Source organism: Corynebacterium sp. HMSC06D04, assembly GCF_001807315.1.
Classification (GTDB): domain Bacteria; phylum Actinomycetota; class Actinomycetes; order Mycobacteriales; family Mycobacteriaceae; genus Corynebacterium; species Corynebacterium simulans.
In genome coordinates this window covers 178,064-198,948 of the sequence record NZ_KV788529.1, presented here as the reverse complement: position 1 = coordinate 198,948, position 20,885 = coordinate 178,064, and the positions used below count along the sequence as shown (strand labels likewise).

The 20,885-nt window shown below is 58.8% G+C and carries 23 protein-coding genes and 1 pseudogene; 2 read left to right on the top strand and 22 right to left on the bottom strand.

Annotated features, from left to right (window positions below; all coding sequences use genetic code 11):
- From HMPREF3155_RS03360 to HMPREF3155_RS03350, 3 genes and pseudogenes are all read right to left on the bottom strand, one after another.
- Positions 1–1,261, bottom strand: a pseudogene (locus HMPREF3155_RS03360) (conjugal transfer protein TraA); the annotation flags it as partial.
- A gap of 224 nt (positions 1,262–1,485) precedes the next feature.
- Positions 1,486–2,988, bottom strand: coding sequence for a recombinase family protein (locus HMPREF3155_RS03355; protein ID WP_070432559.1), 1,503 nt, complete (start codon positions 2,986–2,988; stop codon positions 1,486–1,488).
- Positions 2,967–4,340: a cell division protein FtsK gene (locus tag HMPREF3155_RS03350; protein WP_246817652.1), complete on the bottom strand. Its 1,374-nt coding sequence runs from the start codon at positions 4,338–4,340 to the stop codon at positions 2,967–2,969. The genes HMPREF3155_RS03355 and HMPREF3155_RS03350 overlap by 22 nt, the downstream gene beginning before the upstream one ends.
- A gap of 235 nt (positions 4,341–4,575) precedes the next feature.
- On the opposite strand from HMPREF3155_RS03350, the gene eccD reads away from it, so the two are divergent.
- On the top strand, positions 4,576–5,979 hold the full coding sequence (eccD, locus tag HMPREF3155_RS03345; RefSeq protein ID WP_070432571.1) for a type VII secretion integral membrane protein EccD: 1,404 nt from the start codon (positions 4,576–4,578) through the stop codon (positions 5,977–5,979).
- 7 nt (positions 5,980–5,986) lie between these two features.
- A complete protein-coding gene (locus HMPREF3155_RS03340) occupies positions 5,987–7,201 on the top strand; it encodes a S8 family serine peptidase (RefSeq protein ID WP_062035851.1) in 1,215 nt (404 codons plus the stop codon).
- 18 nt (positions 7,202–7,219) lie between these two features.
- Here HMPREF3155_RS03340 and eccB read toward each other — a convergent pair whose 3' ends face one another.
- The 19 genes from eccB to rpsH form a co-directional block, all read right to left on the bottom strand.
- Complete coding sequence (gene eccB / locus HMPREF3155_RS03335) at positions 7,220–8,530, bottom strand: type VII secretion protein EccB (protein ID WP_070432557.1); 1,311 nt, start codon at positions 8,528–8,530, stop codon at positions 7,220–7,222.
- A 65-nt stretch (positions 8,531–8,595) separates the two neighbouring features.
- Entirely contained in the window at positions 8,596–9,453 is an 858-nt protein-coding gene (gene truA / locus HMPREF3155_RS03330; RefSeq protein ID WP_070432556.1) for a tRNA pseudouridine(38-40) synthase TruA, read from the bottom strand.
- A gap of 15 nt (positions 9,454–9,468) precedes the next feature.
- Positions 9,469–10,302: a trimeric intracellular cation channel family protein gene (locus HMPREF3155_RS03325; protein WP_070432570.1), complete on the bottom strand. Its 834-nt coding sequence runs from the start codon at positions 10,300–10,302 to the stop codon at positions 9,469–9,471.
- 101 nt (positions 10,303–10,403) lie between these two features.
- Positions 10,404–10,925, bottom strand: a complete 522-nt coding sequence (rplQ, locus tag HMPREF3155_RS03320; RefSeq protein WP_062035859.1) for a 50S ribosomal protein L17 — start codon at positions 10,923–10,925, stop codon at positions 10,404–10,406.
- 73 nt (positions 10,926–10,998) lie between these two features.
- Positions 10,999–12,009, bottom strand: coding sequence for a DNA-directed RNA polymerase subunit alpha (locus tag HMPREF3155_RS03315; RefSeq protein WP_070432555.1), 1,011 nt, complete (start codon positions 12,007–12,009; stop codon positions 10,999–11,001).
- A gap of 114 nt (positions 12,010–12,123) precedes the next feature.
- Complete coding sequence (gene rpsD / locus HMPREF3155_RS03310; RefSeq protein ID WP_061920567.1) at positions 12,124–12,729, bottom strand: 30S ribosomal protein S4; 606 nt, start codon at positions 12,727–12,729, stop codon at positions 12,124–12,126.
- Positions 12,730–12,750: 21 nt separating this feature from the next.
- The gene (gene rpsK / locus HMPREF3155_RS03305; RefSeq protein ID WP_034656521.1) at positions 12,751–13,155 is read right to left on the bottom strand and encodes a 30S ribosomal protein S11; all 405 of its coding nucleotides are present in this window, start codon (positions 13,153–13,155) and stop codon (positions 12,751–12,753) included.
- Between the two features lie 3 nt (positions 13,156–13,158).
- Complete coding sequence (gene rpsM, locus HMPREF3155_RS03300; RefSeq protein WP_034656519.1) at positions 13,159–13,527, bottom strand: 30S ribosomal protein S13; 369 nt, start codon at positions 13,525–13,527, stop codon at positions 13,159–13,161.
- Positions 13,528–13,708: 181 nt separating this feature from the next.
- On the bottom strand, positions 13,709–13,927 hold the full coding sequence (gene infA, locus HMPREF3155_RS03295) for a translation initiation factor IF-1 (RefSeq protein ID WP_004566852.1): 219 nt from the start codon (positions 13,925–13,927) through the stop codon (positions 13,709–13,711).
- Between the two features lie 266 nt (positions 13,928–14,193).
- Positions 14,194–15,030 carry a L,D-transpeptidase gene (locus HMPREF3155_RS03290; protein WP_070432554.1) on the bottom strand — a complete coding sequence of 279 codons (837 nt, stop codon included), beginning with the start codon at positions 15,028–15,030 and terminating at the stop codon, positions 14,194–14,196.
- Positions 15,031–15,154: 124 nt separating this feature from the next.
- A complete protein-coding gene (gene map, locus HMPREF3155_RS03285) occupies positions 15,155–15,949 on the bottom strand; it encodes a type I methionyl aminopeptidase (protein WP_070432553.1) in 795 nt (264 codons plus the stop codon).
- Between the two features lie 6 nt (positions 15,950–15,955).
- On the bottom strand, positions 15,956–16,501 hold the full coding sequence (locus tag HMPREF3155_RS03280) for an adenylate kinase (RefSeq protein ID WP_061920557.1): 546 nt from the start codon (positions 16,499–16,501) through the stop codon (positions 15,956–15,958).
- Complete coding sequence (gene secY / locus HMPREF3155_RS03275; protein WP_061920555.1) at positions 16,501–17,826, bottom strand: preprotein translocase subunit SecY; 1,326 nt, start codon at positions 17,824–17,826, stop codon at positions 16,501–16,503. Before secY ends, HMPREF3155_RS03280 begins: the two co-directional genes overlap by 1 nt.
- A gap of 247 nt (positions 17,827–18,073) precedes the next feature.
- Complete coding sequence (rplO, locus tag HMPREF3155_RS03270; protein ID WP_061920553.1) at positions 18,074–18,523, bottom strand: 50S ribosomal protein L15; 450 nt, start codon at positions 18,521–18,523, stop codon at positions 18,074–18,076.
- Between the two features lie 3 nt (positions 18,524–18,526).
- Complete coding sequence (gene rpmD / locus HMPREF3155_RS03265; protein ID WP_061920551.1) at positions 18,527–18,712, bottom strand: 50S ribosomal protein L30; 186 nt, start codon at positions 18,710–18,712, stop codon at positions 18,527–18,529.
- Positions 18,713–18,715: 3 nt separating this feature from the next.
- Entirely contained in the window at positions 18,716–19,342 is a 627-nt protein-coding gene (gene rpsE, locus HMPREF3155_RS03260) for a 30S ribosomal protein S5 (protein WP_005527787.1), read from the bottom strand.
- A gap of 40 nt (positions 19,343–19,382) precedes the next feature.
- The gene (gene rplR, locus HMPREF3155_RS03255) at positions 19,383–19,784 is read right to left on the bottom strand and encodes a 50S ribosomal protein L18 (protein ID WP_061920549.1); all 402 of its coding nucleotides are present in this window, start codon (positions 19,782–19,784) and stop codon (positions 19,383–19,385) included.
- Positions 19,785–19,787: 3 nt separating this feature from the next.
- Entirely contained in the window at positions 19,788–20,324 is a 537-nt protein-coding gene (gene rplF / locus HMPREF3155_RS03250) for a 50S ribosomal protein L6 (protein WP_061920547.1), read from the bottom strand.
- 14 nt (positions 20,325–20,338) lie between these two features.
- Positions 20,339–20,722 (bottom strand): 30S ribosomal protein S8, encoded by a 384-nt coding sequence (gene rpsH, locus HMPREF3155_RS03245; RefSeq protein ID WP_061920544.1) that lies wholly within the window; start codon positions 20,720–20,722, stop codon positions 20,339–20,341.
- Positions 20,723–20,885 lie beyond the last annotated feature (163 nt).

Genomic DNA, 20,885 nt, shown 5'->3' with positions numbered 1-20,885 from the left:
CCTCTGCGCGCAAGCGCGTGGCGATGTCTGCACGGTCAGCCCAGTCCGTCTTCTCTCGGCGAATCGAATCGAGGCGTTGTTGAAGATTGTGGGCGTGCTCGCTGTCGTGTTGTGCGGCAGCGTTTAGGCGCTTGTCCCATTCTTCTGTGTCGTCGGCGCGGTAGCAGATTTCATCCCACAGACCTGTCTCCGGCAAGCTACATCCGGCCTCTTCAATAGCTTGCTGAGCTAGGCTGCGGCGCTGTTGCGCCTGTTCAAGACGCTTATGTGCATGGTCTATGCGCTGTTGGTACGTGCCATAGCCTGCAGCGTCATGGTCGTAAGCCCGCTCGGCTACCGGGCGGGTGTAGTCCTCTTTAAGCAGGCGTTGGTGCTCAATGTCTGCCATGGCCTGCTCGTAGGCGCGAATGCGCCCAGCATCAAGGCATATCTGCTGGTAGTCGGCCTGTACCTCGTTGAGGGCTGCGTCTTTGTCCTCGTGTAGGCGAGTAGTAATACTTGCCTCCTGCCAAGTCAGCGACTCGACCTTCGAGCGGGCAAAGCGTGCGTGCTCTGCCAGCACAGTTTGGTTGAGCTGGTTGAGGTTTCCTTCCTTTCCAGTAAGGCGAGCAGTTTCCGCGCGGTCGTAAGGGTTGTGGGTGCGCAGCCACGTATCGAGTTCTATATCTGTCTGACCAGATACAGGAGGCAATTGGTTGCGCTTTCCGGTATCGCGCAGGCGGAGCTGTTCATCTAGACGGTAGCGGATAAGACGTGCCGGATCGTGGGCGTTGTCAATATTGCGGGTAGCAGCGTCCATGACGGTGCGCGGATCAATGCCCGCGTCAATGAGTTTCGCCCAACCGTGGCGGATTGGTTCTGCGCCGTCGTTACTGGTTTCAATCTTTCGGGCAAGGTCGCCGGGTAGGGTGTCGATCCAGTCGGGGAGGTAGGAGTCGATGAAGTCGTTGGTGGCTTCGTCTTTGCCCATAAGCCACAGGCCCATCATGCGATCGGGTGAGGTTTGCTCGTCTACAACTTCGGCGATGACCTCACGTGCGGCCTTCGGGGTGGTATCGCGCGAAATTGCCTTATTAAAGACGTCCCTAGTACTTGGGGTGTGGTCTATGCCTTGGTAGTGGTAGTAGCCTTCCTCAGCAAGTTCATCTAGCTGATGTTCGGTGACAGCATAGATGTGGTTGGCGATTTTACCGCGTGTCAGCGCCACATACAGCCCGGCCCCATCGACGTGGTGGTCGATAACGGCGCGGGTACAGTCCACGGTGCTGCGCTGGGCGCGGTGGACGGTAGCAGCGTAACCCCATTAAGAAATTAACAATATCGGACAGTTAAGATATTCCTTCCAGCGCTCGACATGCGAGGCTGCGAGAGTTGTGTCTAATTTTTCCCAAAACGCTACGGTTGAGCAGTGCCGCCCCCGAGGAGCATGGACAGATTGGTTGCCAGCTCTCGCAGCACTCCCTCGTAGAAGCGCTTCACAGACAGCTACTGTAGCCAGGTGATCTTCACACGGTACGGGTCGAATTTCTTAGCGCCAGGCTTGCCAGGCAGGATGTGAATTTCCATTAGCAGCCGAGTCAGCCGTCGCTTATCCTCAACAGAGGCACCGCCCCACCATTTGGCAAAGTCCGGCACGTCGGCAAGTTCTACAGCAAGGGGGTCAGCAGCATGACTGGTCGTTAGTTCACGCATTTTTCCATCAAGACCTGCAATCTGAGCTTCAATTTTCTTTGACATTCGCACGAATGTTGGCATGTCAATCTCTTCATCGATAGCAGAATTTTCAATCTGCTCACGCTTGGCCAACAACGCGTTTCGCCGTCCTGAAAGTTCTAGGAGTCGTTCGGTAAGGGTGTTGTTCTCTGGCGCCAAGGCCTTACGCAAGGCATCCACGGCGTCAGGTTGCTCCATGCGTTTAAGAATGACAGCTTCGATAAGATCATCAACCTCAGCACCGATAGAGACATGGGTACCGCCCGGCTCAGAGCGCTTGCAGGTATAGAAACGACGAGGTTTACCATCCTTGTTCCGCCGACTACGCGAATACATCGGTTCTCCGCAGGTGCAGGTCAGGACAGAAGCGAGGAAATAGCGCGGTGCGTTACCGCTATGTGAGAGCCGCCGCGACGGGTCGCGCAAGATTGCATCGAGCTTTTCACCTGTAACCTCGTCGATAATCGCAGACCAGTTGCCTTTACCAATGATTTTGCGATCTTTAACAAGACGTTTCCCCGTATCCGGGTCAGTTGGGTTGAACGTACTCAAGCCGCGCACGCGTGGGTTGAGTAAAATGTCTCGCAGCGTTGGCGCCGACATAGGCCTGCCTGAAGTCGCAGTAAGACTGCGTGCATGAAAGACCTCGCGCACGGTTTCGCGCAGAGTCTTTCCAGCAATGACCATCGCGGCGGCGTCGAGAATAGCCTTGGCCTCTTCGTCGATGATGGTCTCAGCGTCAGCCTCGTAGCCGAACATACGCCGCCCGCCTGTCTTAGGCCGCCCTGTCCGGGCCCGGTCTTCGTAGGCAGCTCGGATACGTGCAGCACGATCAATAGACTCCTGCTCAGCAATCAGACCAAGAATCACGATAGTGAGCCGCGATGCAGGGTCTGAAGGGTCAATGTTGTAGCCACGGTTCGCTTTGACGGTGACGTTGTGCTTCTCGCACAACTCAAAGAGCGCCAGTGTGTCTTTGGTGCGACGGGTCAGCCTGTCGAGTGCGTAGACGTAAACAACGTCAATCTCGCGGTTCTCGATGGCGTGAATAAGCTTGTTGTAATCAGGGCGAGGGTCGCCAGAGAAGGCGGAGATGTTGTTGTCCACGTAGGTGGCGACCACCTTAGCCTCGTCAGCCTCAGCGTGCTTAGTGGCGAGGTGAATTTGCCGCTTCACACCGGCTTCTTCCTGCTTATCCAACGAAATACGTGCGTAAATCGCCGCACGCTGTGCTGTAGTCGCTGTCATACGCCCTATCGTACCCCAAACCCACATTCCCTATTGCCGCTGCCAGTGGCGCCGATACATAGCCCGTGTGGGCCCATTCCGCCCTGGGCGGATTCTTTCAAATCGAGAAAGACCGGCTGCCCAGCCTCGTCCAAGCCAATCGGCACTTTCAGCCGCTGCTCCCCGGCGCGGCCATGCCACATCCCGCTGGCAGCAAGCTCATCCACATCACGCACCCCGACCAGATCCAGAAGGTCATTTTTGTGCTTGCGAGTCTTAATCCCGCGATAAGAATCTGGCCTGCGAAAGCGCGCTAAATTTCGGGCAAGCAATAAAACATCGGGCGCCGAAACCGTGTCCGGCACACCGAGAACTTCCTCCCCGGCGGCGGTTACTACCTGTAGCTTTTCATCGGCCACCAAGAAGATGCCGTCTTCTTCGGCCCTTTGACCAAGCGGCGTAAAGCGTTGCACTCCTACACAGATATAGGCCGTTATTTCCTCTTTTGCCCAAAGGTCCTCATGCGGTGGGATTGCGGTGGCGTCGACAAGCACGATGCGAAAGCGCGCCTTTTTCGGTGCACGTGCATGGGGCAACCACTTCACCCATTCCCACTGCCCACTGGCTTGCGGATAAACCTCAATTCCCAGCGTTTCCGGGCCATGTGCCACAGCCAAATGCGTCACCATAGCGCGCGCTACCCCAGCGGCATTTTCTCCGCTAAGCCCCAGGTAATTGAAAGCCTGAATCTGTATGACCACCGGCATCTGCGCCAACGTGCGCAAAGCATTGACCGTATGGCGCACGCTGACCGCACAGACTGGGTCAAGGTCTTCCGTAGCTCCTGAGTCCGGCACGTTGATAAGCACGCACAACGACATCGGGCCAGTTCCTACCCGCACCTCCAATGCATCCGGGGCATCGGCATTGCGCTCCCACATCCGGTAGCTTCCCACCAACGCCGCGACCTGAGCCGGCGCTGGGTTGCGATGTTCCTCATGCGCGCGCTGCGCGGCAGAGACCTCAAGAACCTTCTCCCGCAGCGCTTTCAAATGCCGCAAGTAAGTCCGCCGCGTCTCATCCGGATCCTGGGAGCCACCCTGCGGATTTATCATCATGAACACAGAGGCCAGCATCATGAGCGGGAACATCAAGCTCATCGGGCTAATGCGGCGGCTAGGCCCTGCTCCCAACACCATGAGAGCGACCATGCCCAGCATTGCGGCCACCATGACAATCGGCATGAGCAGCCTAAGCAGCGGCATAGGCTGCGGACGTACGGCCTCCGGAACTGGCTCTGCATCAATGCCTGCCTGCGGAAGCGGCGGAGCCGGCTCGCGAAGTGCGCTGTCTAAAGGTTCGACAATTTTCTCGCGCGAAAGCCCAAGAATGAACATCATTCCCCCAATAAAATCCCTCCGATTTTTGTGCCGCGCCCACACGCTTTTCCTGCCTATCTAAACCACGAGGCAGCACCCCAGCTACCTTCGTGGCCAAACACGCAGACACCAAAATGCTGACTGCGGTGGACACGTTGCCACTAGTAAGCCACAATGTGTGCCTATAGGCAAGGGGGAGAAGGCAAAAGCCAATAATTTTGGCGCCTTCAGGATTCTCGGGGGAGGATTTTTGCACATGAGGCATGCGCCAAGCATCGCGCCCACACAATCTGTGCGGCTTACGGTTCGATTCAACATCGGTGAATTCCGCAAAGAGGCTGACGTTTGTTTGCCCTTAAACGTCAGTATCGGGGAGGCATTGGGCGAGCTTTTGCTGCTTGTCGACGCCCCTATCTTCACCGTCCCGCTCCAAGCCAGCACCGCTGGTGGAAAGGCCATTGCGCTGAGCACGGCTCTGGAGCGCACGCCACTGCACGATGGCAGTCTGCTTCTCATCGAGCAAGTCACTGACAAGCCTGCGCCCATCGTGCGCGATGCGGCAGAAGCACTTGCACACGATGCCGCCGATGCTAAACCCGCGCGCACTGCCACGCTGTGGGCAAGTTGTGGTTTGCTCGGCGCCAGCTGCATCATCGCGGCACTCGCAGGTCTCGCAGCGGCGGCAGCTGCGTGTGCCCTTGGCGCATTCGCCCTCGCGCTATGGACGCGTTCGACGCTTATAACGAGCCTTTTCATCCTCGCTGCTAGTACAGCGGGCTGGCTTTTTGTTGCGCCTGCTCAAGATGAAATGCCGTGGGGAATATGGGCCGCCTGCGCCGGCGCACTTCTAGCTTTATGCGCCTGCCATATGGCGCGACTCGGCGGAACCCGACTGGCCATGTTGACGATCTCCGCCACGATGCTTTTCGCAATTGGCGCGGCCGGCAGCTATCTACCCGGCGCGCAGTCCGCCGGACTCGCTGGTCCCACAGCCCCCGAAGTTGTACCTGCTGCCGGTGCTGCGTGTTTGTTGCTGGCCATGGTCTTTGCCTTGGCGAACGCCGCCTCACTGTCCACCCATTTAGCAGGGCTCAAGGTCCCGCAACTTCCCACCGCTGGGCAAAGCCTCAACGTCTCCGACTCGGTACAAAGCGACGTCGATGCGCGGGCACAGCGCGCCGGGCTTGCATATGAGGGCATCTGCATCGGCGCAGCTATCGCCGGCATTCCCAGCCTCATGGTTGTAGCAGGAATGCCGTTGAGCCGTTCGGACGCCATAGCCGCATTATTCGCACAGCTTTTATGCCTGGCCTTAGCCGGTGCTACGGTATTGCATTCTGTGCGGCACGCCCGGGTGGTCTCCAGTTGGGCGCTTTCCACGTGTGCGCTGACGGCTGCTACCGCCGCTGTGGTGCTAGTGGGCCGGGGTTGGCAAGAGCTTGCTCACCCAGCTCCGTGGAGCCTGTGGGTGATGAGTGTGCTTGGGTTCATCATTGTGGCGGCGATGGCCTCTACCCCACTGTGGTCGCACAAGGTTGCAGCGGCTGAGCCCACCACGATTGCCTGGTACGAACGCGCCGAAACCATCGCGGTGGCCGCGTGCTTGCCGCTCGCCGCGCATGTGGCAGGCTTGTTCTTCCTCATCCGCGGACTGGGATAGGTCCAGCATGGTGAAGTCAAAAAACGTCCAGAAAAAGCTCGCCGCACTACTGCTAGCGGGATTTCCCTCGGCAGCAGCAATTTCTGCATTTACCGCGCCGACCCTAGCGTCGGCGCGTGAACCCGACGTCGCCTGTGCACAGCCGATTGCCGCAGCGCAGTCACCGGATACCTCAGCGGAGCAAAGCGCATATCGGGCGCGGTTGCATTCCTTTGCCACGGGCGAGGGAATCAAAGTTGCCGTCATCGATACTGGTGTCAGCCCACACCCGCAGCTGCGTGCTTTGCGCGGCGTGGATGACTTTGTCACGCCCGAAGAACCAGATCCTTTGCGGGACTGCGATGTACATGGCACCGCGGTTGCGGGCGTCATCGCAGGCTATGACATCGGCATTGCGCCGCGGGCGGAGATTTTATCCATCCGGCAAACCAGCGCGCACTATCGGCACCGCGCTGCCGACTCAGAAAGTACCTCCGGCACGCTGGAGACTTTGGCCGCCGCATTAAACCGCGCCTTGGATGAACAGGCCAAGGTCATCAACATCTCGGTGGTTTCCTGCATTCCAAGCGACGCCGCGGACCGCGTCGACACTCGCGATCTCGACGCCGCGCTCCAACGCGCAGAGCACGAAGGAACGGTCATCGTTGCGGCATCGGGCAATGCTTCTTCCGATGGATGCACCAAAGAAGACACCGTCTATCCAGCACATGCGGATACCGTTCTCGCAGTGGGCGCGCTTTCTACCGCGCACGAGGTCGCGGACTATTCCATCCCTGCCCGCAATGGAGCACCAGAGCTAAGCGCCGAAGGCCACGTCCCGCTCGCCCTTGCACCGGGTAATCAGTGGGCAGAAGCCAAAAGCACCGATGGCAAGCAGACTGCCGCGTTCCACGGCACTTCTTTTGCAGCGCCAGTGGTCACGGGAACCGTGGCACTACTCGCCCAACGCTATCCGCACGATTCAGCGGCGCAGCTGCGCGAGCGTATCTATGCCGCCGCCGAGCCAGGCCACGGCTTCATCGATCCGCTGCAAGCCCTCACCATTCACCGGTCACAAGACGATGACAAAAACGCTGAGGCAGAAGACGAAGAAAAGACAGTCACCGTCTACCCAGCTGCCGTGCATCGCAGCCAGGCACCAACCCGGCTTATGACTTTGCTTGGCCTGCTCGGCCTTGCTGGCGTTATCGCCGCAACGCTGCGGCGCGCCAAGCAGCACTAGAAATTAGAAGCTGGCGCTCTACTCGGTTCCCTCATCGCCGCCCTGGCTCGCCAAGGCGCTTTCGCGGTCTAGAGGCGAGCCCTCCGGCAGCAACCGCAAGATTTCCCACGGGACTTTTGCCTGCGTGGTCGTGCCCAGTGCTTCGACCAGTGCACCTTGTGCCACGGAGTGCCTGATACCCGTCGCCGAAACCACATGGAAACCGTGGCCGCTGTCTATGCCTACACCGCCAGCTTCCAAGCCAGCGAACCGATCAGCAGTGGCCTTGCCGGCAATAGACACAGTAGCCTCAACCGCGGGGCTAAAGACCGTTCCGCCCCGCTCATCCGCGCAGAGCCAACCACGACCTGGAGACAGGAAATCATATGAATTGGCGGGCAGGTTGAAGGGTAACGCGGCGTCGGAAAGCGCGGCGACTTCGGCGCCATCGACCGATTCGCGCGAGGCGCCCATGCCTGCCAGCATCTCTGCCTGCGTGGGAGTAATCGAGGCAACACCCTGCTCATCGCCTGCGCCTACGCGCACCCACAGATCATCGCCGGTGTCTAAAATCTGCGGGGTTTGCTCAGGAAAGCGCAGCGGCGGAAGCTCCGCGTAGGCATTCAGCAGATCCTCCGGGATCTGCCACACATAGGAATCATCGCGCACGCCAATGCCGCGGCGCAGCACGCGGCCCTGTGTCGAGGCAGCAGAAGGCAGCTCTACGCGCCCTGCCGAAGTCAATAGCCATTCCTTGCCACCTGTGGAAACCAACGCCGCCTCCGCACTGCGGAGGTGCTCAACCTTGGCGTTGGCCAGTACCACAGTCTCCCCGGGCCGGCTGCCTTCCCCGTCAATCGTGGTGGGATTTTCTTTGTCCTCGTCAGCTGCGGCCGCATAACAGGCCGCCCAGCCTTGTGCCGGGGTTGCAGGATCAGCCAAGTAATCTGGGGCATCGGCAATTCCTAGCGGAGTGCCAAGCCGCGCATTGCTCAAGAACTCATTGCCCATGGCCTGGGGCGCCGCCGGCTCTCCCGCGATAAGGCGCGCGGAGGCCAAATTGCTCACCGGATGATAGGACTCATTAACCAGAACGAAAAGCTGGCCTTGCTGCGAGCGAACGATGGGTGCATCGCCCGGATTGGGATTGGGCTGGAGCCACGCGAGCATTCCCGAACCAATAGCCAGAAACGACACTGCGATGATCCCAAAGATGAGGGCGCGGCGCCGGCTCGCTAAAGGATCATGAATCATGCGAATATCGCCGAGTACCAGGCCATGCTCCACGCGGCGCTGCAAAAATTTATGCCCGGATACCTGTGCTTTCGTCGTCGGCATTGGACGTGACATGCAGAATTCCCCCTCAAACAAGGCAGCACCCCTACTGCCCTAGTTTTGTCATTCCACGCGTTAGCTTAACCCAGCGAAAGCTCATCCGCAGTGCGACGGTCACGGGTCTGCGCAGCGCGCGCCGCCAAATCAGCATCTGCCGGATAGTCCACCTGGACCAGGCTCAGCCCCTTTGCCGGCGCTAGCGGAATGTGGGAAGAACGAGAGTTCAAAGCGAGCATCTCCGCGGCAAAGTCGATTCCCCGGGAGCCCTCGCCTACCCGCAAGCAGCAACCCACGAGTGAGCGAACCATCGACCAGCAAAAGGCGTCGGCGCCCACGCGGGCTTCATAAAGCTGCGGCTCGCTCGGGGTAGATACATCGACCCACTCAAAAGACAAAAGGTCGCGAATTGTCGTGGCATGCGGCTTTGCCTTACAAAAGGCGGCGAAGTCATGCAAGCCAACCAACTGCTCCGCGGCTTGCTGCATTGCCTCGATGTCCACCGGCTTCGGCCAGACGGCGGTGTCGCGGGCGCGCGTCGGCAATGCCCCGCGCGGATGCGTGGTGATGCGGTAAACGTAGTGGCGCTCAAGGGCCGAAAAGCGCGCGTCAAAGCCCTCTGGTGCTTGCTGGCAGTCATGTACGCGAACGTCTTCCGGAAGGAGCTTCGCTAGGCGACGCACGAGCTTTACCGGGTCCCCATCAATCGATCGCTGTTCGAGTGCACTAGCTGAAATATCGAAGTGCGCGACCTGGCCTGCCGCATGCACACCGGCATCCGTGCGCCCTGCCACGGTCAGTTCGACCTCATGGCGCAGGATCATCGAAAGATTGTCTTCGAGAACCTGCTGCACCGTACGCAGCTCGCCCTTCTGGCGGGCCCAGCCATGAAAATCCGTGCCGTCGTAGGCCAGGTCTAGGCGAAGGCGAACGTTAGTCATGGATGCTGATCCTACCTAGTCGTTGGCATTCCACTCGCGATTGAGTTCCCAATCCTGGGACGCGCGCTGGCCCTTCGCGCTCTTGCTCACGCCGAGCTTGCTCAAAGCGGCATAGCCAGCCCGCTTGGGGTGCTTTAGATTCTCCTTGGCCTGGCCCGCTTTGCGCTTGGCCTTGCGGGCGCCATCCCGAACAATGCGGGCAGACAAGCGCAGGCGCGGGTCCATGGGTTGTTCGGCTCCCCGGTATTCAAACACCGGCAGCGACCATCCGAAGTAAATCGCGGCCACGCGCAGCGCCAGCGCCAGGCATACCGTCACGACGCCAGCGACCTCGGCGCTGAGCCCCAGCTCCATCAATCCCGCATAAGAAAAGGCTGCAAGAACAGAAATGGAGGCGTACAGCTCCGCGGACAAGACCAGCGGGATACGGTCAGACAACAAGTCACGCAAAATACCGCCAAAGACACCGGTCAGCACCGCAGCCACGGCAGCGATAACCAACCCATGGCCATGTTCCAAGGCCTTCTGAGCGCCAAGGACGCTGAATACCGCAAGACCTAGGGCGTCGAGAGCCAAGAATACATGCCGGAAATAGTGCATGAGGAAGGACATGTAAACCGTGGCGACGGCGGCGGCCACCACGGCCAAGAGGAACCGCGGTTCCGCCACCCACGTCAACGGGTAGGCGCCCAGCACCATGTCGCGGATCGTGCCGCCGCCCAATGCGGTGACAGCGCCCAACATGATGACGCCAAACAGATCCATCTTTTGCCGGCCAGCGGACAGCGCAGCGGTCATCGCCTCGGAGACGATGCCGATTACGTACAGCACAGTAAACAGCGGGGTCATAGAGTATACGTTCAGGTCGGGGTCATATAGCCCAGAAAGCATAACAAAAGGCCGCAGCCCCACCTAAGGTGGTACTGCGGCCTAGTTAAGGCGAGAGAAGTTTACTTCTCCTCGGACTCCTCAGCAGCGGTCTCCTCGACCTCTGCCTCGGTTGCCTCTGCCTTTGCTTCCTCAGCCTCTTCAGCCTTGGTCTCCTCGACCTTAGCCTCTTCAGCCTGCTTGGAAGCAGCTGCGCGGGTAGCGCGGGTTGCCTCGGAGGTCACCGTCTCCTCGAGAACGAGGGAGATCTGGGACATCGGGGCGTTGTCGCCGGTACGGTTCTCCAGCTTGATGGTGCGGGTGTAGCCACCCTCACGGCCTTCGAACTTCGGGCCCAGCTCGTCGAACAGGTGCGCAACAACATCCTTGTGCGGGATGAGCTTCAGCACTGCGCGGCGGTCAGCAAGGGTGCCGGACTTAGCCTTGGTGATGATCTTCTCAGCGTAAGGGCGAAGCATCTTCGCCTTCGCATCGGTGGTCTTGATTGCGCCGTGCTCGAACAGGCTAGCAGCCAGGTTGCTCAGCAGGTGAGCCTGCTGGGTAGCGGAGCCGCCGAGACGGGCACCCTTCTTAGGGGTTGGCATTATGTACTCCTCGTGTGCGGATAAAGTGAGCGCGCGGCGAGCATAAGCTCGGGCCGCAGGTCAGTGTGGTGCTTTACTCGGAATCGTCCGCAGACGGATCCTTGAAGTCACCGGTTTCTGCGTCGTAACCCTCAAGCTGGGTTGGGTCGAAGTCCTCAGGGGTGTCCTTGAGAGCCAGGCCCAGGTTAGCCAGCTTGATCTTTACCTCGTTAATCGACTTCTGACCGAAGTTGCGGATATCCAGCAGGTCCGACTCGGTGCACTCTGCGAGCTCACCAACGGTGTGGATCTCCTGACGCTTCAGGCAGTTGTAGGAACGAACGGAGAAGCTCAGGTCCTCGATAGGCATGCTGTAGGCCGCGATGTACTCCGTCTCCTGCGGGGACGGGCCAATCTCGATGCCTTCAGCAGCATTGTTCAGCTCGCGAGCCAGGCCGAAGAGCTCGACCAGGGTGCCGCCGGCGGAAGCCAGGGCGTCGCGGGCAGAAATCGAGTTCTTGGTTTCGACGTCGATGATCAGCTTGTCAAAGTCGGTGCGCTGCTCAACACGAGTTGCCTCGACCTTGTAAGAGACCTGCAGAACCGGGGAGTAAATCTGGTCAACCGGAATGCGTCCGATTTCACCAGAGGTCGGTGCTGCTGGAACGTAGCCGCGGCCACGCTCGACGACGAGCTCCATGTCCAGCTTGGCGGTGTCGTTCAGGGATGCGATGTGCAGATCCGGGTTGTGGATCTCCACGCCAGCCGGCGGCTGGATATCGCCCGCGGTAACAACACCTGGGCCTTCCTTGCTCAGGTACATAACAACCGGCTCGTCAGAGTCGGAGGACAGAACCAAGCCCTTGATGTTGAGGATGATCTCAGAGACGTCTTCCTTCACACCGTTGATGGTGGTGAACTCGTGGAGAACACCATCGATCTTGATGGAAGTTACTGCTGCACCCGGGATGGAGGACAGCAGGGTACGACGAAGGGAGTTACCGAGGGTGTAACCAAAGCCCGGCTCGAGCGGTTCGATGACGAACTTGGAACGAGACGGCTCGATGAATTCCTCGGTGAGCTGAGGACGCTGGGAAATGAGCATTGAATATCTCCTTGTCGACGCCCGCTATTTGACGTCGGTAGAAGGGGTAAAGATTGAGGTTTCGAAGATTCACTCTTCTCCGAATGCCACAAACGGGGCACTCGGTTACTAAGTTTACTTCGAGTAAAGCTCGACGATGAGCTGCTCCTGCAGCGGAACGTCGATCTGAGCGCGCTCGGGCAGCTGGTGCACGAGGATGCGCAGGGTCTCAGGAACAACCTGCAGCCATGCCGGTACGTTGGCATCGACCAGGCGGTCCTGAGCGTCTTCGAACCATTCCATCTTCTGGGAACGCTCACGAACATCGATGATGTCGTACTGCGAAACCTGGAAGGAAGGAACGTTGATCTTCTTGCCGTTCACGGTGAAGTGACCGTGGGAGACAAGCTGGCGAGCCTGGCGACGGGTGTTTGCCAGGCCAGCGCGGTAGACGACGTTGTCGAGGCGGGACTCGAGCAGAACGACCAGGTTGTCACCGGTCTTGCCCGGGCGGCGGTTAGCCTCGGCGTAGTAACGACGGAACTGACGCTCAAGAACACCGTAGGTGTACTTAGCCTTCTGCTTCTCCTGCAGCTGCAGCAAGTACTCGGATTCCTTGATGCGGTTGCGGCCAGCCTGTCCCGGTGGGTACGGGCGGCGCTCGAATGCCATGTCGCCGCCGACCAAGTCGACGCGCAGACGGCGGGATACGCGGGTAGCGGGGCCAGTGTAACGAGCCATTTTCTTACCTCTTCCTTTCCCTTAAACCTTGCGGCGCTTGGTTGGACGGCAGCCGTTGTGCGGCTGTGGGGTTGCATCCGTGATCGAGGAAACCTCGAGGCCTGCAGCCTGCAGGGAACGGATGGCGGTCTCGCGGCCGGAGCCCGGACCCTTAACGAATACGTCGACCTTCTTCATGCCGTGCTCCATTGCCTTACGAGCAGCGTTCTCAGCAGCCATCTGTGCAGCGAACGGAGTGGACTTACGGGAACCCTTGAAGCCGACGTGGCCGGAGGATGCCCAGGAGATAACAGCACCGGACGGGTCAGTGATAGACACGATGGTGTTGTTGAAGGTGGACTTGATGTACGCGTGGCCTGCGGCCACATTCTTCTTTACGACGCGACGGCCAGTACGACGCGCGCCGGAGCGAGTCTTTGGAGGCATGAATTACTTCTTCTTTCCTGCGATCGTCTTCTTCGGGCCCTTGCGGGTACGAGCGTTGGTCTTGGTGCGCTGACCACGAACCGGCAGGCCACGGCGGTGGCGAATGCCCTGGTAGCAACCAATTTCAATCTTGCGACGGATGTCAGCCTGAACCTGGCGGCGGAGGTCACCCTCGACCTTCCAGGTAGCTTCGATTACGTCACGCAGCGCCGACAGCTGATCATCGTCGAGATTGTCGGTGCGCAGGTCAGGAGAAATGCCAGTCTTTTCCAGCAATTCCTTGGCACGGGTTGGACCGATGCCGTAGATGTAGGTGAGAGCGACCTCCATACGCTTGTTGCGTGGAAGGTCAACACCAGCTAGACGTGCCATGTGGCGTGTCCTTTCGGGTTGTTACGATGGTTTTCTCCCTATCCGCCCCGCTCCATGCAGCACTTCGCCCGGACCGATGCCGGATCTGTGGGCTACTTACCAGTGCGGGCTCAGGCCATCGCAGCCTGAGGTGGGCTAGACATAGCGCCGCTATGTCAGAGGGTAAGGAGGCTTACAGTGTTTACTTGTAGCGGTAGACGATGCGTCCGCGGGTTAGGTCATAAGGGGACAGCTCTACAACCACGCGATCCTCTGGGAGGATGCGAATGTAGTGCTGACGCATCTTGCCAGAAATGTGTGCAAGAACCTTGTGTCCGTTGTCGAGCTCGACGCGGAACATTGCGTTTGGCAAAGGCTCGATAATACGACCCTCGACCTCGATTGCGCCTTCCTTAGCCATAACCTCTACTTTTCTAGGTGACTTCAAGTGAGTGTCACCTGCATGTTTGGTGTCTACTGCTTGGCGACGTCGCGGTAAATAAGACCGCAAACATACACCAGCGCTCTAGCATACGCTGCGTGCGAGCAATAAACAAACTCCTCTACCTGCGCACTCTTAGCGACACGCGCCAAGGCGGCAATAAAGCAAAAAATTCTCCCCGGGGAACTATCTTCCACGGGGAGAATTCTCTTTGAAAAGATTAAAAGCGTCTGCGCTTTGGATGCTTAGTAGATGAAAACCTTGGAGCCGACTGGCACATCATTCCAGAAGCGAACAGCATCCTGATGCGACAGGTGGATGCAGCCGTTGGACTCGTAAGCCGGGGAACCCTCGTGGAAGGCGTGGCCGGAGTTGGTGAAGTACATGGAGTAAGGCATCGGCGCGTTACCGAACTCGCGGGAGATCTCGTCTTTGATCTTGCGGTTGATGTAGAAAGTGCCGCGCGGGGTTTCCTGACCTGCCATGCCAGCAGACATCGCAGATGCTACGTAAGAAACGTTGCCGTTGTCCTGCAGCCAGGTGCGCTTGCCGTTCAGGTCAACGCAGACGCGTGCATCCGCCGGGCAAGGGCCGCGGTCAAACTCGTTGCGCTTGCGCTGTGCTTCGGCCTCACGTGCAGCCGCCTCAGCCGCAGCATGTTCGCGTGCAACCTGCTCTGCGTGCGCACGCTCCTGTGCCTCACGTGCCGCACGTGCTTCCGCGTTCTTCTGGTCAATCAGTCCTGGGAAGATAGCGTTGACTGCAGCGTCAACTGCCGGCTGAATAGCGTCTGCCGCAGCAGGGTTTAAAACCTTGACCTGATCCAGAATCTGATTACGGGTGTTCCAAGCCTGCTCGCGGGACTGACCGACGAAGTTATCGATCTGTGCGCGGGCGTCCGCGGTCAGGGCATCAATCTGTGCCTGCGCATCGGAGCTCATGGACTCAATGGAAGGAACGGTCTGTGCGGAAGCAGCTGGGGCGCCTGCCAGAACGGAGACGGTCATGACGCCGGCGGTCATAGGGGCAACTAGGGCACGACGTGCCTTAGAGGACACGTTGCGGGGGCGAATTTTAGACATGGCAACGAGTATAGACCCTCACATGGAATCCGCATACTCGACGTGACCCTAGTCCTCCCCCGGCGATTTCAACCTTCCAGCTGCAGGCTCTCGCAATGGGACAGGTTAATAGGAAGGATTAAGGCTAATAGCGAGGAGTAAGGATTCGCGGGCCGTTAGCGGTCGCGGCTACGGTGTGTTCCCAGTGAGCGGCGAGGCTGCCGTCAAGGGTGACCACAGTCCAATCGTCGTCAAGCACGGCGTTATCTTCCGTACCCAGGGTAAGCATCGGCTCAATCGCGAGAACGGAACCTTCTTGAATGAGCGGACCGCGGCCCGGCTTTCCTTCGTTCGCGAGATAAGGTTCTTCGTGCATGGTGTGGCCAATGCCGTGGCCGCCGTAGCCATCCACAATGAAAAGATCAACGCCGAACTTATCTTCAGCGCGGTAGGTTGCTTGCTCAAGAGCGTGCGAAACATCCGTCAAGCGGTTGCCCGGGACCATCGCCTTGAGCCCTTCAGCCAAAACCCATGCCGTGGCGTCGTTAAGCGCGGTTGCTTCGGGGGCCAGCTTGCCCACGCCGAAGGTCCACGCGCTGTCTCCTACCCAACCGTCGAGCGTTGCGCCGCAGTCGATGGAGACCAAGTCACCTTCCGCCAACACGATGTCTTTGCCCGGAATGCCGTGCACGATGACATCGTTGACGGAGGCACATATGGAACCCGGGAAGCCCTCGTATCCCTTGAAGGTAGGGGTAGCGCCCAAGTCCCTGATTGTTTGCTCGGCTACTTCATCGAGCTCGAGCGTAGATACGCCAGACGCCGCAGCGGCGCGCACGGCTTGCAATGCTTTGCCGACGATTTCTCCGGCGGCCTGCATCGCGTCCAGTTCACCTGGGGTGCGTGCGGGAATGGTTTTGCTGCGGCGTCTAAATCCCATGGCGTATTACTTGCCCATAGCCTTCAGGGTACGCTCGTTGATTTCCTCAACGGTGCCCTCAGCCTTGACGTTGATGATTTCATCGCCGTAGTGCTGGATGAGCGGGAAAGTCTCGTCGCGGTAGACGCCGAGTCGGGTGCGGATGGTCTCCTCGTTGTCATCAGCGCGGCCACGGGCCAGCATGCGCTCGACGACGACGTCCTCGGAAACCTCGAAGTTGATAACTCCGTCGAGCTTGACGCCCTTCTTCTCGAGCAGCTCGGCCAGAATGCCAGCCTGCTCCACGGTGCGTGGGAAGCCGTCCAGCAGGAAGCCGTTTGCAGCGTCGTCCTGGTTAAGGCGATCTTCAACCATGCGCGCGGTGACGTCGGTTGGAACGAGCTTGCCGGCATCAATGTAGGACTTTGCCTCAACGCCCAGCGGGGTGCCCTCACCAATGTTGGCGCGGAACAGGTCACCGGTGGAGATGTGCGGAACAGACAGCTTCTCGCTCAGGATTGCTGCTTGGGTGCCTTTGCCGGCACCGGGAGGGCCGAGGAGTACGTAACGCATTACTTGAGAAGTCCTTCGTAGTTGGATTGTAGGAGCTGGGACTCAATCTGCTTGACGGTAGTCAGAGCAACCGAGACCATAATCAGAATAGCGGTACCGCCGAAAGCGGAGGTGCCGTTTGCGGAAGAATGGCCAACGCCGAGATCCAGCAGGATATTCGGCAGAATAGCGATCAACGCAAGGTATAGGGAGCCTACGAACAGCAGACGGTTCATTACGAAGCCGAGGTACTGTGCGGTTGGGCGGCCCGGACGAATACCCGGGATGAAACCACCATACTTCTTCATGTTGTCTGCCTGCTCGGCAGGGTCATACTGCACCGAGACATAGAAGTAAGAGAAGAAGATGGTCAGCACGAAGTACAAGACGATGTACTGCCAGGAGCTCGGGGACTGCAGGTGCGCAATCACGTTACGCTGCCACCAGTTATCCGGCACGTTACCGGAACCAGAGTTAACGATCTGGGTGATAAGCACCGGCATATAGATAAGCGAGGACGCAAAGATAACCGGGATAACGCCGGCCTGGTTGACCTTCAGCGGCAGGTAGGTGGAGGAGCCACCGTACTGGCGGCGACCAACCATGCGCTTTGCGTACTGTACTGGGATGCGGCGCTGGCCCTGCTCGATAAAGGTAATGCCAACGACCAACACGATAAGACCCGCGGCGACCATGGCGAAGACCAGACCGCCGTTGTTCTGCATGATGCCCACGCCGTCGGTAGGCAAGCGCGTTGCAATGCCGGCGAAGATCATCAGGGACATGCCGTTGCCGATGCCCTTTTCAGTAATGAGCTCGCCCATCCACATAACGAGGATGGCGCCCGCGGTCATGGTGATGACCAGAACGATAAGGGTAAAGAAGTTACGGTCTTCAGCCAGAACCGGAACGCCCTGGCCCAGCAGCTGCTCGCGGTCCGCCAGGGCCACGATGCCGGAAGACTGCAGCAACGCCAGCGCGAGCGTGAGGTAACGCGTGTACTGCGTCATCTTGGCCTGACCGGACTGGCCTTCCTTCTTCAGCTGCTCAAAGTGCGGGATGACAACGGTCAGCAGCTGGACGATGATCGAAGCCGTAATATACGGCATGATGCCGATGGCGAAGATAGACAACTGCAAAAGCGCGCCACCTGAAAACAGGTTAATCACGGAATACAGATTGCCGGACTCCTCCGTCAGAGAACGCAAACGACCGGAGATCGAAGCGTAATCAACGCCCGGGGATGGAATCTGGGCGCCAATGCGGTAAGCAATAATCATCAAGATAGTGAAGATGATCTTCTTACGCAGGTCGGCGTCCTTAAAAGCCTGCAAAATGGCGGACACTACAAAATCCTCCTGGCCTTCCGGCGCTATCAACATTTAAGGGAAAATAGGTGACAACGCTCGGAGGTGGAACTCATCTGTCCCCTAACATGGGGAAGGTTGAACACTTATGACCATGCAAGCCTACCAGCCACGCGCTATTTAGCCACATTTAAGGTAAGGATTGCCAGCCAACTAATAAGGAAAGCGCCCGCCTCCCGATCACTCGGGAAAGCGGGCGCTTTAATGCTTTAAGTAACGCAGTTGATTACTTGGTTGCGGTGGCGGTGCCGCCAGCAGCCTCAATCTTCTCAACAGCGGACTTAGAGAACTTGTCAGCGGTGACATTCAGCTTGACGTTGATGTCGCCGTTGCCCAGAACCTTGACCGGCTGGTTCTTACGAACCAGGCCTGCGGAGACGAGATCTGCAACGGTGACGTCGCCACCGTTAGCGAATGCCTCTGCGAGGTCTGCAACGTTGACTACTTGGTACTCAACGTGGTTCGGGTTCTTGAAGCCCTTCAGCTTCGGCAGACGCATGTGGATCGGCATCTGGCCACCCTCGAAAGCAGCGGAAACCTGCTTACGAGCCTTGGTGCCCTTGGTACCGCGACCAGCGGTCTTACCCTTGGAAGCCTCACCGCGGCCGACGCGGGTCTTAGGCTTGTTTGCTCCTGCGGATGGGCGCAGGTCGTGCAGCTTGATGATATCAGCCATGGTTTACTCCCCTGCCACTTCTTCGACGGTGACCAGGTGGCGTACCTTCTGAACCATGCCGCGGATGATCGGGGTGTCCTGCTTTACAACAGACTGGCCGATCTTCTTGAGGCCGAGAGCCTCAATGTTCTTGCGGTGATTCGGCTTGGTACCCACCAGGCCCTTTACCTGAGTAATCTTCAGAGCCATTGCTTATGCCTCCTGACCTGCGCGCTTACGCAGCATCTGGGCCGGAGCAACCTCTTCGAGGGACTTGCCACGACGTGCGGCAACCTCTTCAGGGCGAACCAGCTGCTTGAGGCCGTCCACGGTAGCGCGGACGACGTTGAGGGCGTTGTCGGAGCCGAGGGACTTCGACAGAATGTCCTGCACACCAGCGCACTCGAGCACCGGACGTGCAGCACCACCGGCAATAACACCGGTACCAGGTGCGGCAGGCTTCATCATGACGATGCCAGCTGCGTCGCGACCCTCGACCGGGTGGGTGATGGTGCCGGCGATCATCGGGACGCGGAAGAAGTTCTTGCGAGCCTCTTCTGCACCCTTCTGAATTGCGGCAGGGACTTCCTTAGCCTTGCCGTAGCCAACGCCAACCATGCCTTGGCCATCGCCAACGACGACGAGAGCGGTAAAGGACATGTTGCGGCCACCCTTAACGGTCTTGGAGACGCGGTTGATGGTGACTACGCGCTCGATGTACTTATCGCGCTCGTTGTCCTGCTGATTACGACGATCGTTGCGACGACCGCCATTGTTGCGGTCGTTATTACGACCGTTCTCGGCGGAGCGTCCGCCGTCACGCTTTTCACGGTCCGACATTAGGCGTTCCTTCCGTTGATGTTTCCGTTTGCCATGATCATTAGAACTTCAGACCACCTTCACGAGCTGCCTCTGCGAGAGCGGCAACGCGACCGTGGTACTTGTAGCCAGCACGGTCGAAGACAACTGCCTCGATGCCAGCAGCCTTGGCGCGCTCAGCGATCAAGGCGCCAACCTTTGCGGCCTTTGCCTTCTTGTCGCCCTCGAGTGCACGAACGTCAGCTTCCATGGAGGAAGCTGCGACCAAGGTGTGGCCAGCCAGGTCGTCGATGACCTGGACGTGCATGTGGCGGGAAGAGCGGTGAACGACCAGACGCGGTGCCTCAGGGGTGCCGCGCAGGGTCTTACGGATGCGGAAGTGACGGCGTGCGCGTGCTTCGCGACGGCGGGAGGAGATGTCCTTGCCGATTGGGGTGCGCTTTGCGTTTTCAGTGTTAGCCATTGCTTACTTACCCGTCTTTCCGACCTTGCGGCGGACCTGCTCGCCTTCGTAACGAATGCCCTTGCCCTTGTAAGGATCGTCCTTACGCAGGCGGCGAATGTTAGCGGCGACCTGTCCGACCTTTTGCTTGTCAATACCAGATACGGAGAGCTTGGTTGCGCCATCCACAGCGAAGGTGATGCCCTCCGGAGCCTTGATGAGGATCGGGTGGGAGTAACCCAGAGAAAACTCGAGGTCGCTACCCTTCTGCTGAACACGGTAGCCGACACCGAAGATTTCCATCTTGATGGTGTAGCCCTCGGTCACGCCAATAACTGCGTTGTTGACGAGAGAGCGAGACAGGCCGTGCAGAGCGCGGTTCTTGCGGTCATCATCTGGACGGGAAACCGTGATTACGGAATCCTCGACTGCGATGGTGATTGGCTCTGGCAGAACGACGGTCTGGGTACCCTTGGAACCCTTAACCTCGACCTCCTGGCCGTTTACCTTGATTTCAACGCCGGATGGTACGGCGATTGGTGCTAGACCGATACGAGACATGTGTCAATCCTCCCTTACCAGACGTAGGCGAGAACTTCTCCGCCTACGCCCTTCTCCTGAGCCTGACGGTCGGTCAGCAGACCCTGAGACGTGGAGATGATAGCCACGCCCAGGCCGCCAAGGACCTTCGGCAGATTGGTGGACTTTGCGTACACACGCAGACCCGGCTTAGACACGCGACGCAGACCAGAGATGGAGCGCTCACGGTTGTTGTACTTGAGGGTGAGCTCGAGCTCGCGGCCCTCAACGGAGTAGTCAGCGATGTAGCCTTCCTGCTTCAAGATGTCGGCGATGTTTGCCTTGATCTTGGAGGTCGGCATCGACACGGTGTCGTGGTGCGCATGGCTTGCGTTGCGCACGCGCGACAGCATGTCGGCGATAGGATCAGTCATGGTCATGTGAGTGACCGTTACCTTTCTCGTTGCGGTTCCCGTACCCACCAAAGCGTTTTCCGTGTGATTTCGGGCTACTCACGCTCCTCACGGTCAATACCGCAAGGCGCTCGCCACCCTTTGATACATACAACGGGCCGCCGAAAACGGCGGGGGGCCTACAACAAAG

Excerpts from the sequence above, each read along its gene's own strand:
- HMPREF3155_RS03355 (WP_070432559.1), bottom strand. The coding sequence starts at position 2,988 with ATGTGGGTTTGGGGTACGATAGGGCGTATGACAGCGACTACAGCACAG.
- truA (WP_070432556.1), bottom strand. The coding sequence starts at position 9,453 with ATGACTAACGTTCGCCTTCGCCTAGACCTGGCCTACGACGGCACGGAT.
- rpmD (WP_061920551.1), bottom strand. The coding sequence starts at position 18,712 with ATGGCTCTGAAGATTACTCAGGTAAAGGGCCTGGTGGGTACCAAGCCG.
- eccB (WP_070432557.1), bottom strand. The coding sequence starts at position 8,530 with ATGTCACGTCCAATGCCGACGACGAAAGCACAGGTATCCGGGCATAAA.
- map (WP_070432553.1), bottom strand. The coding sequence starts at position 15,949 with ATGGGATTTAGACGCCGCAGCAAAACCATTCCCGCACGCACCCCAGGT.
- rpsH (WP_061920544.1), bottom strand. The coding sequence starts at position 20,722 with ATGACCATGACTGATCCTATCGCCGACATGCTGTCGCGCGTGCGCAAC.
- rplQ (WP_062035859.1), bottom strand. The coding sequence starts at position 10,925 with ATGCCAACCCCTAAGAAGGGTGCCCGTCTCGGCGGCTCCGCTACCCAG.
- rplR (WP_061920549.1), bottom strand. The coding sequence starts at position 19,784 with ATGGCTAACACTGAAAACGCAAAGCGCACCCCAATCGGCAAGGACATC.
- HMPREF3155_RS03350 (WP_246817652.1), bottom strand. The coding sequence starts at position 4,340 with ATGATGTTCATTCTTGGGCTTTCGCGCGAGAAAATTGTCGAACCTTTA.
- rplF (WP_061920547.1), bottom strand. The coding sequence starts at position 20,324 with ATGTCTCGTATCGGTCTAGCACCAATCGCCGTACCATCCGGCGTTGAA.
- HMPREF3155_RS03290 (WP_070432554.1), bottom strand. The coding sequence starts at position 15,030 with ATGTCTAAAATTCGCCCCCGCAACGTGTCCTCTAAGGCACGTCGTGCC.
- HMPREF3155_RS03280 (WP_061920557.1), bottom strand. The coding sequence starts at position 16,501 with ATGCGTTACGTACTCCTCGGCCCTCCCGGTGCCGGCAAAGGCACCCAA.
- rpsE (WP_005527787.1), bottom strand. The coding sequence starts at position 19,342 with ATGTCGGACCGTGAAAAGCGTGACGGCGGACGCTCCGCCGAGAACGGT.
- HMPREF3155_RS03325 (WP_070432570.1), bottom strand. The coding sequence starts at position 10,302 with ATGACCCCGCTGTTTACTGTGCTGTACGTAATCGGCATCGTCTCCGAG.
- eccD (WP_070432571.1), top strand. The coding sequence starts at position 4,576 with ATGAGGCATGCGCCAAGCATCGCGCCCACACAATCTGTGCGGCTTACG.
- rpsD (WP_061920567.1), bottom strand. The coding sequence starts at position 12,729 with ATGGCTCGTTACACTGGCCCCGCTACCCGCGTATCCCGCCGTCTGCGC.
- HMPREF3155_RS03340 (WP_062035851.1), top strand. The coding sequence starts at position 5,987 with ATGGTGAAGTCAAAAAACGTCCAGAAAAAGCTCGCCGCACTACTGCTA.
- rpsM (WP_034656519.1), bottom strand. The coding sequence starts at position 13,527 with ATGGCACGTCTAGCTGGTGTTGACCTTCCACGCAACAAGCGTATGGAG.
- rplO (WP_061920553.1), bottom strand. The coding sequence starts at position 18,523 with ATGGCTGATATCATCAAGCTGCACGACCTGCGCCCATCCGCAGGAGCA.
- infA (WP_004566852.1), bottom strand. The coding sequence starts at position 13,927 with ATGGCTAAGGAAGGCGCAATCGAGGTCGAGGGTCGTATTATCGAGCCT.
- HMPREF3155_RS03315 (WP_070432555.1), bottom strand. The coding sequence starts at position 12,009 with ATGCTCATTTCCCAGCGTCCTCAGCTCACCGAGGAATTCATCGAGCCG.
- rpsK (WP_034656521.1), bottom strand. The coding sequence starts at position 13,155 with ATGCCTCCAAAGACTCGCTCCGGCGCGCGTCGTACTGGCCGTCGCGTC.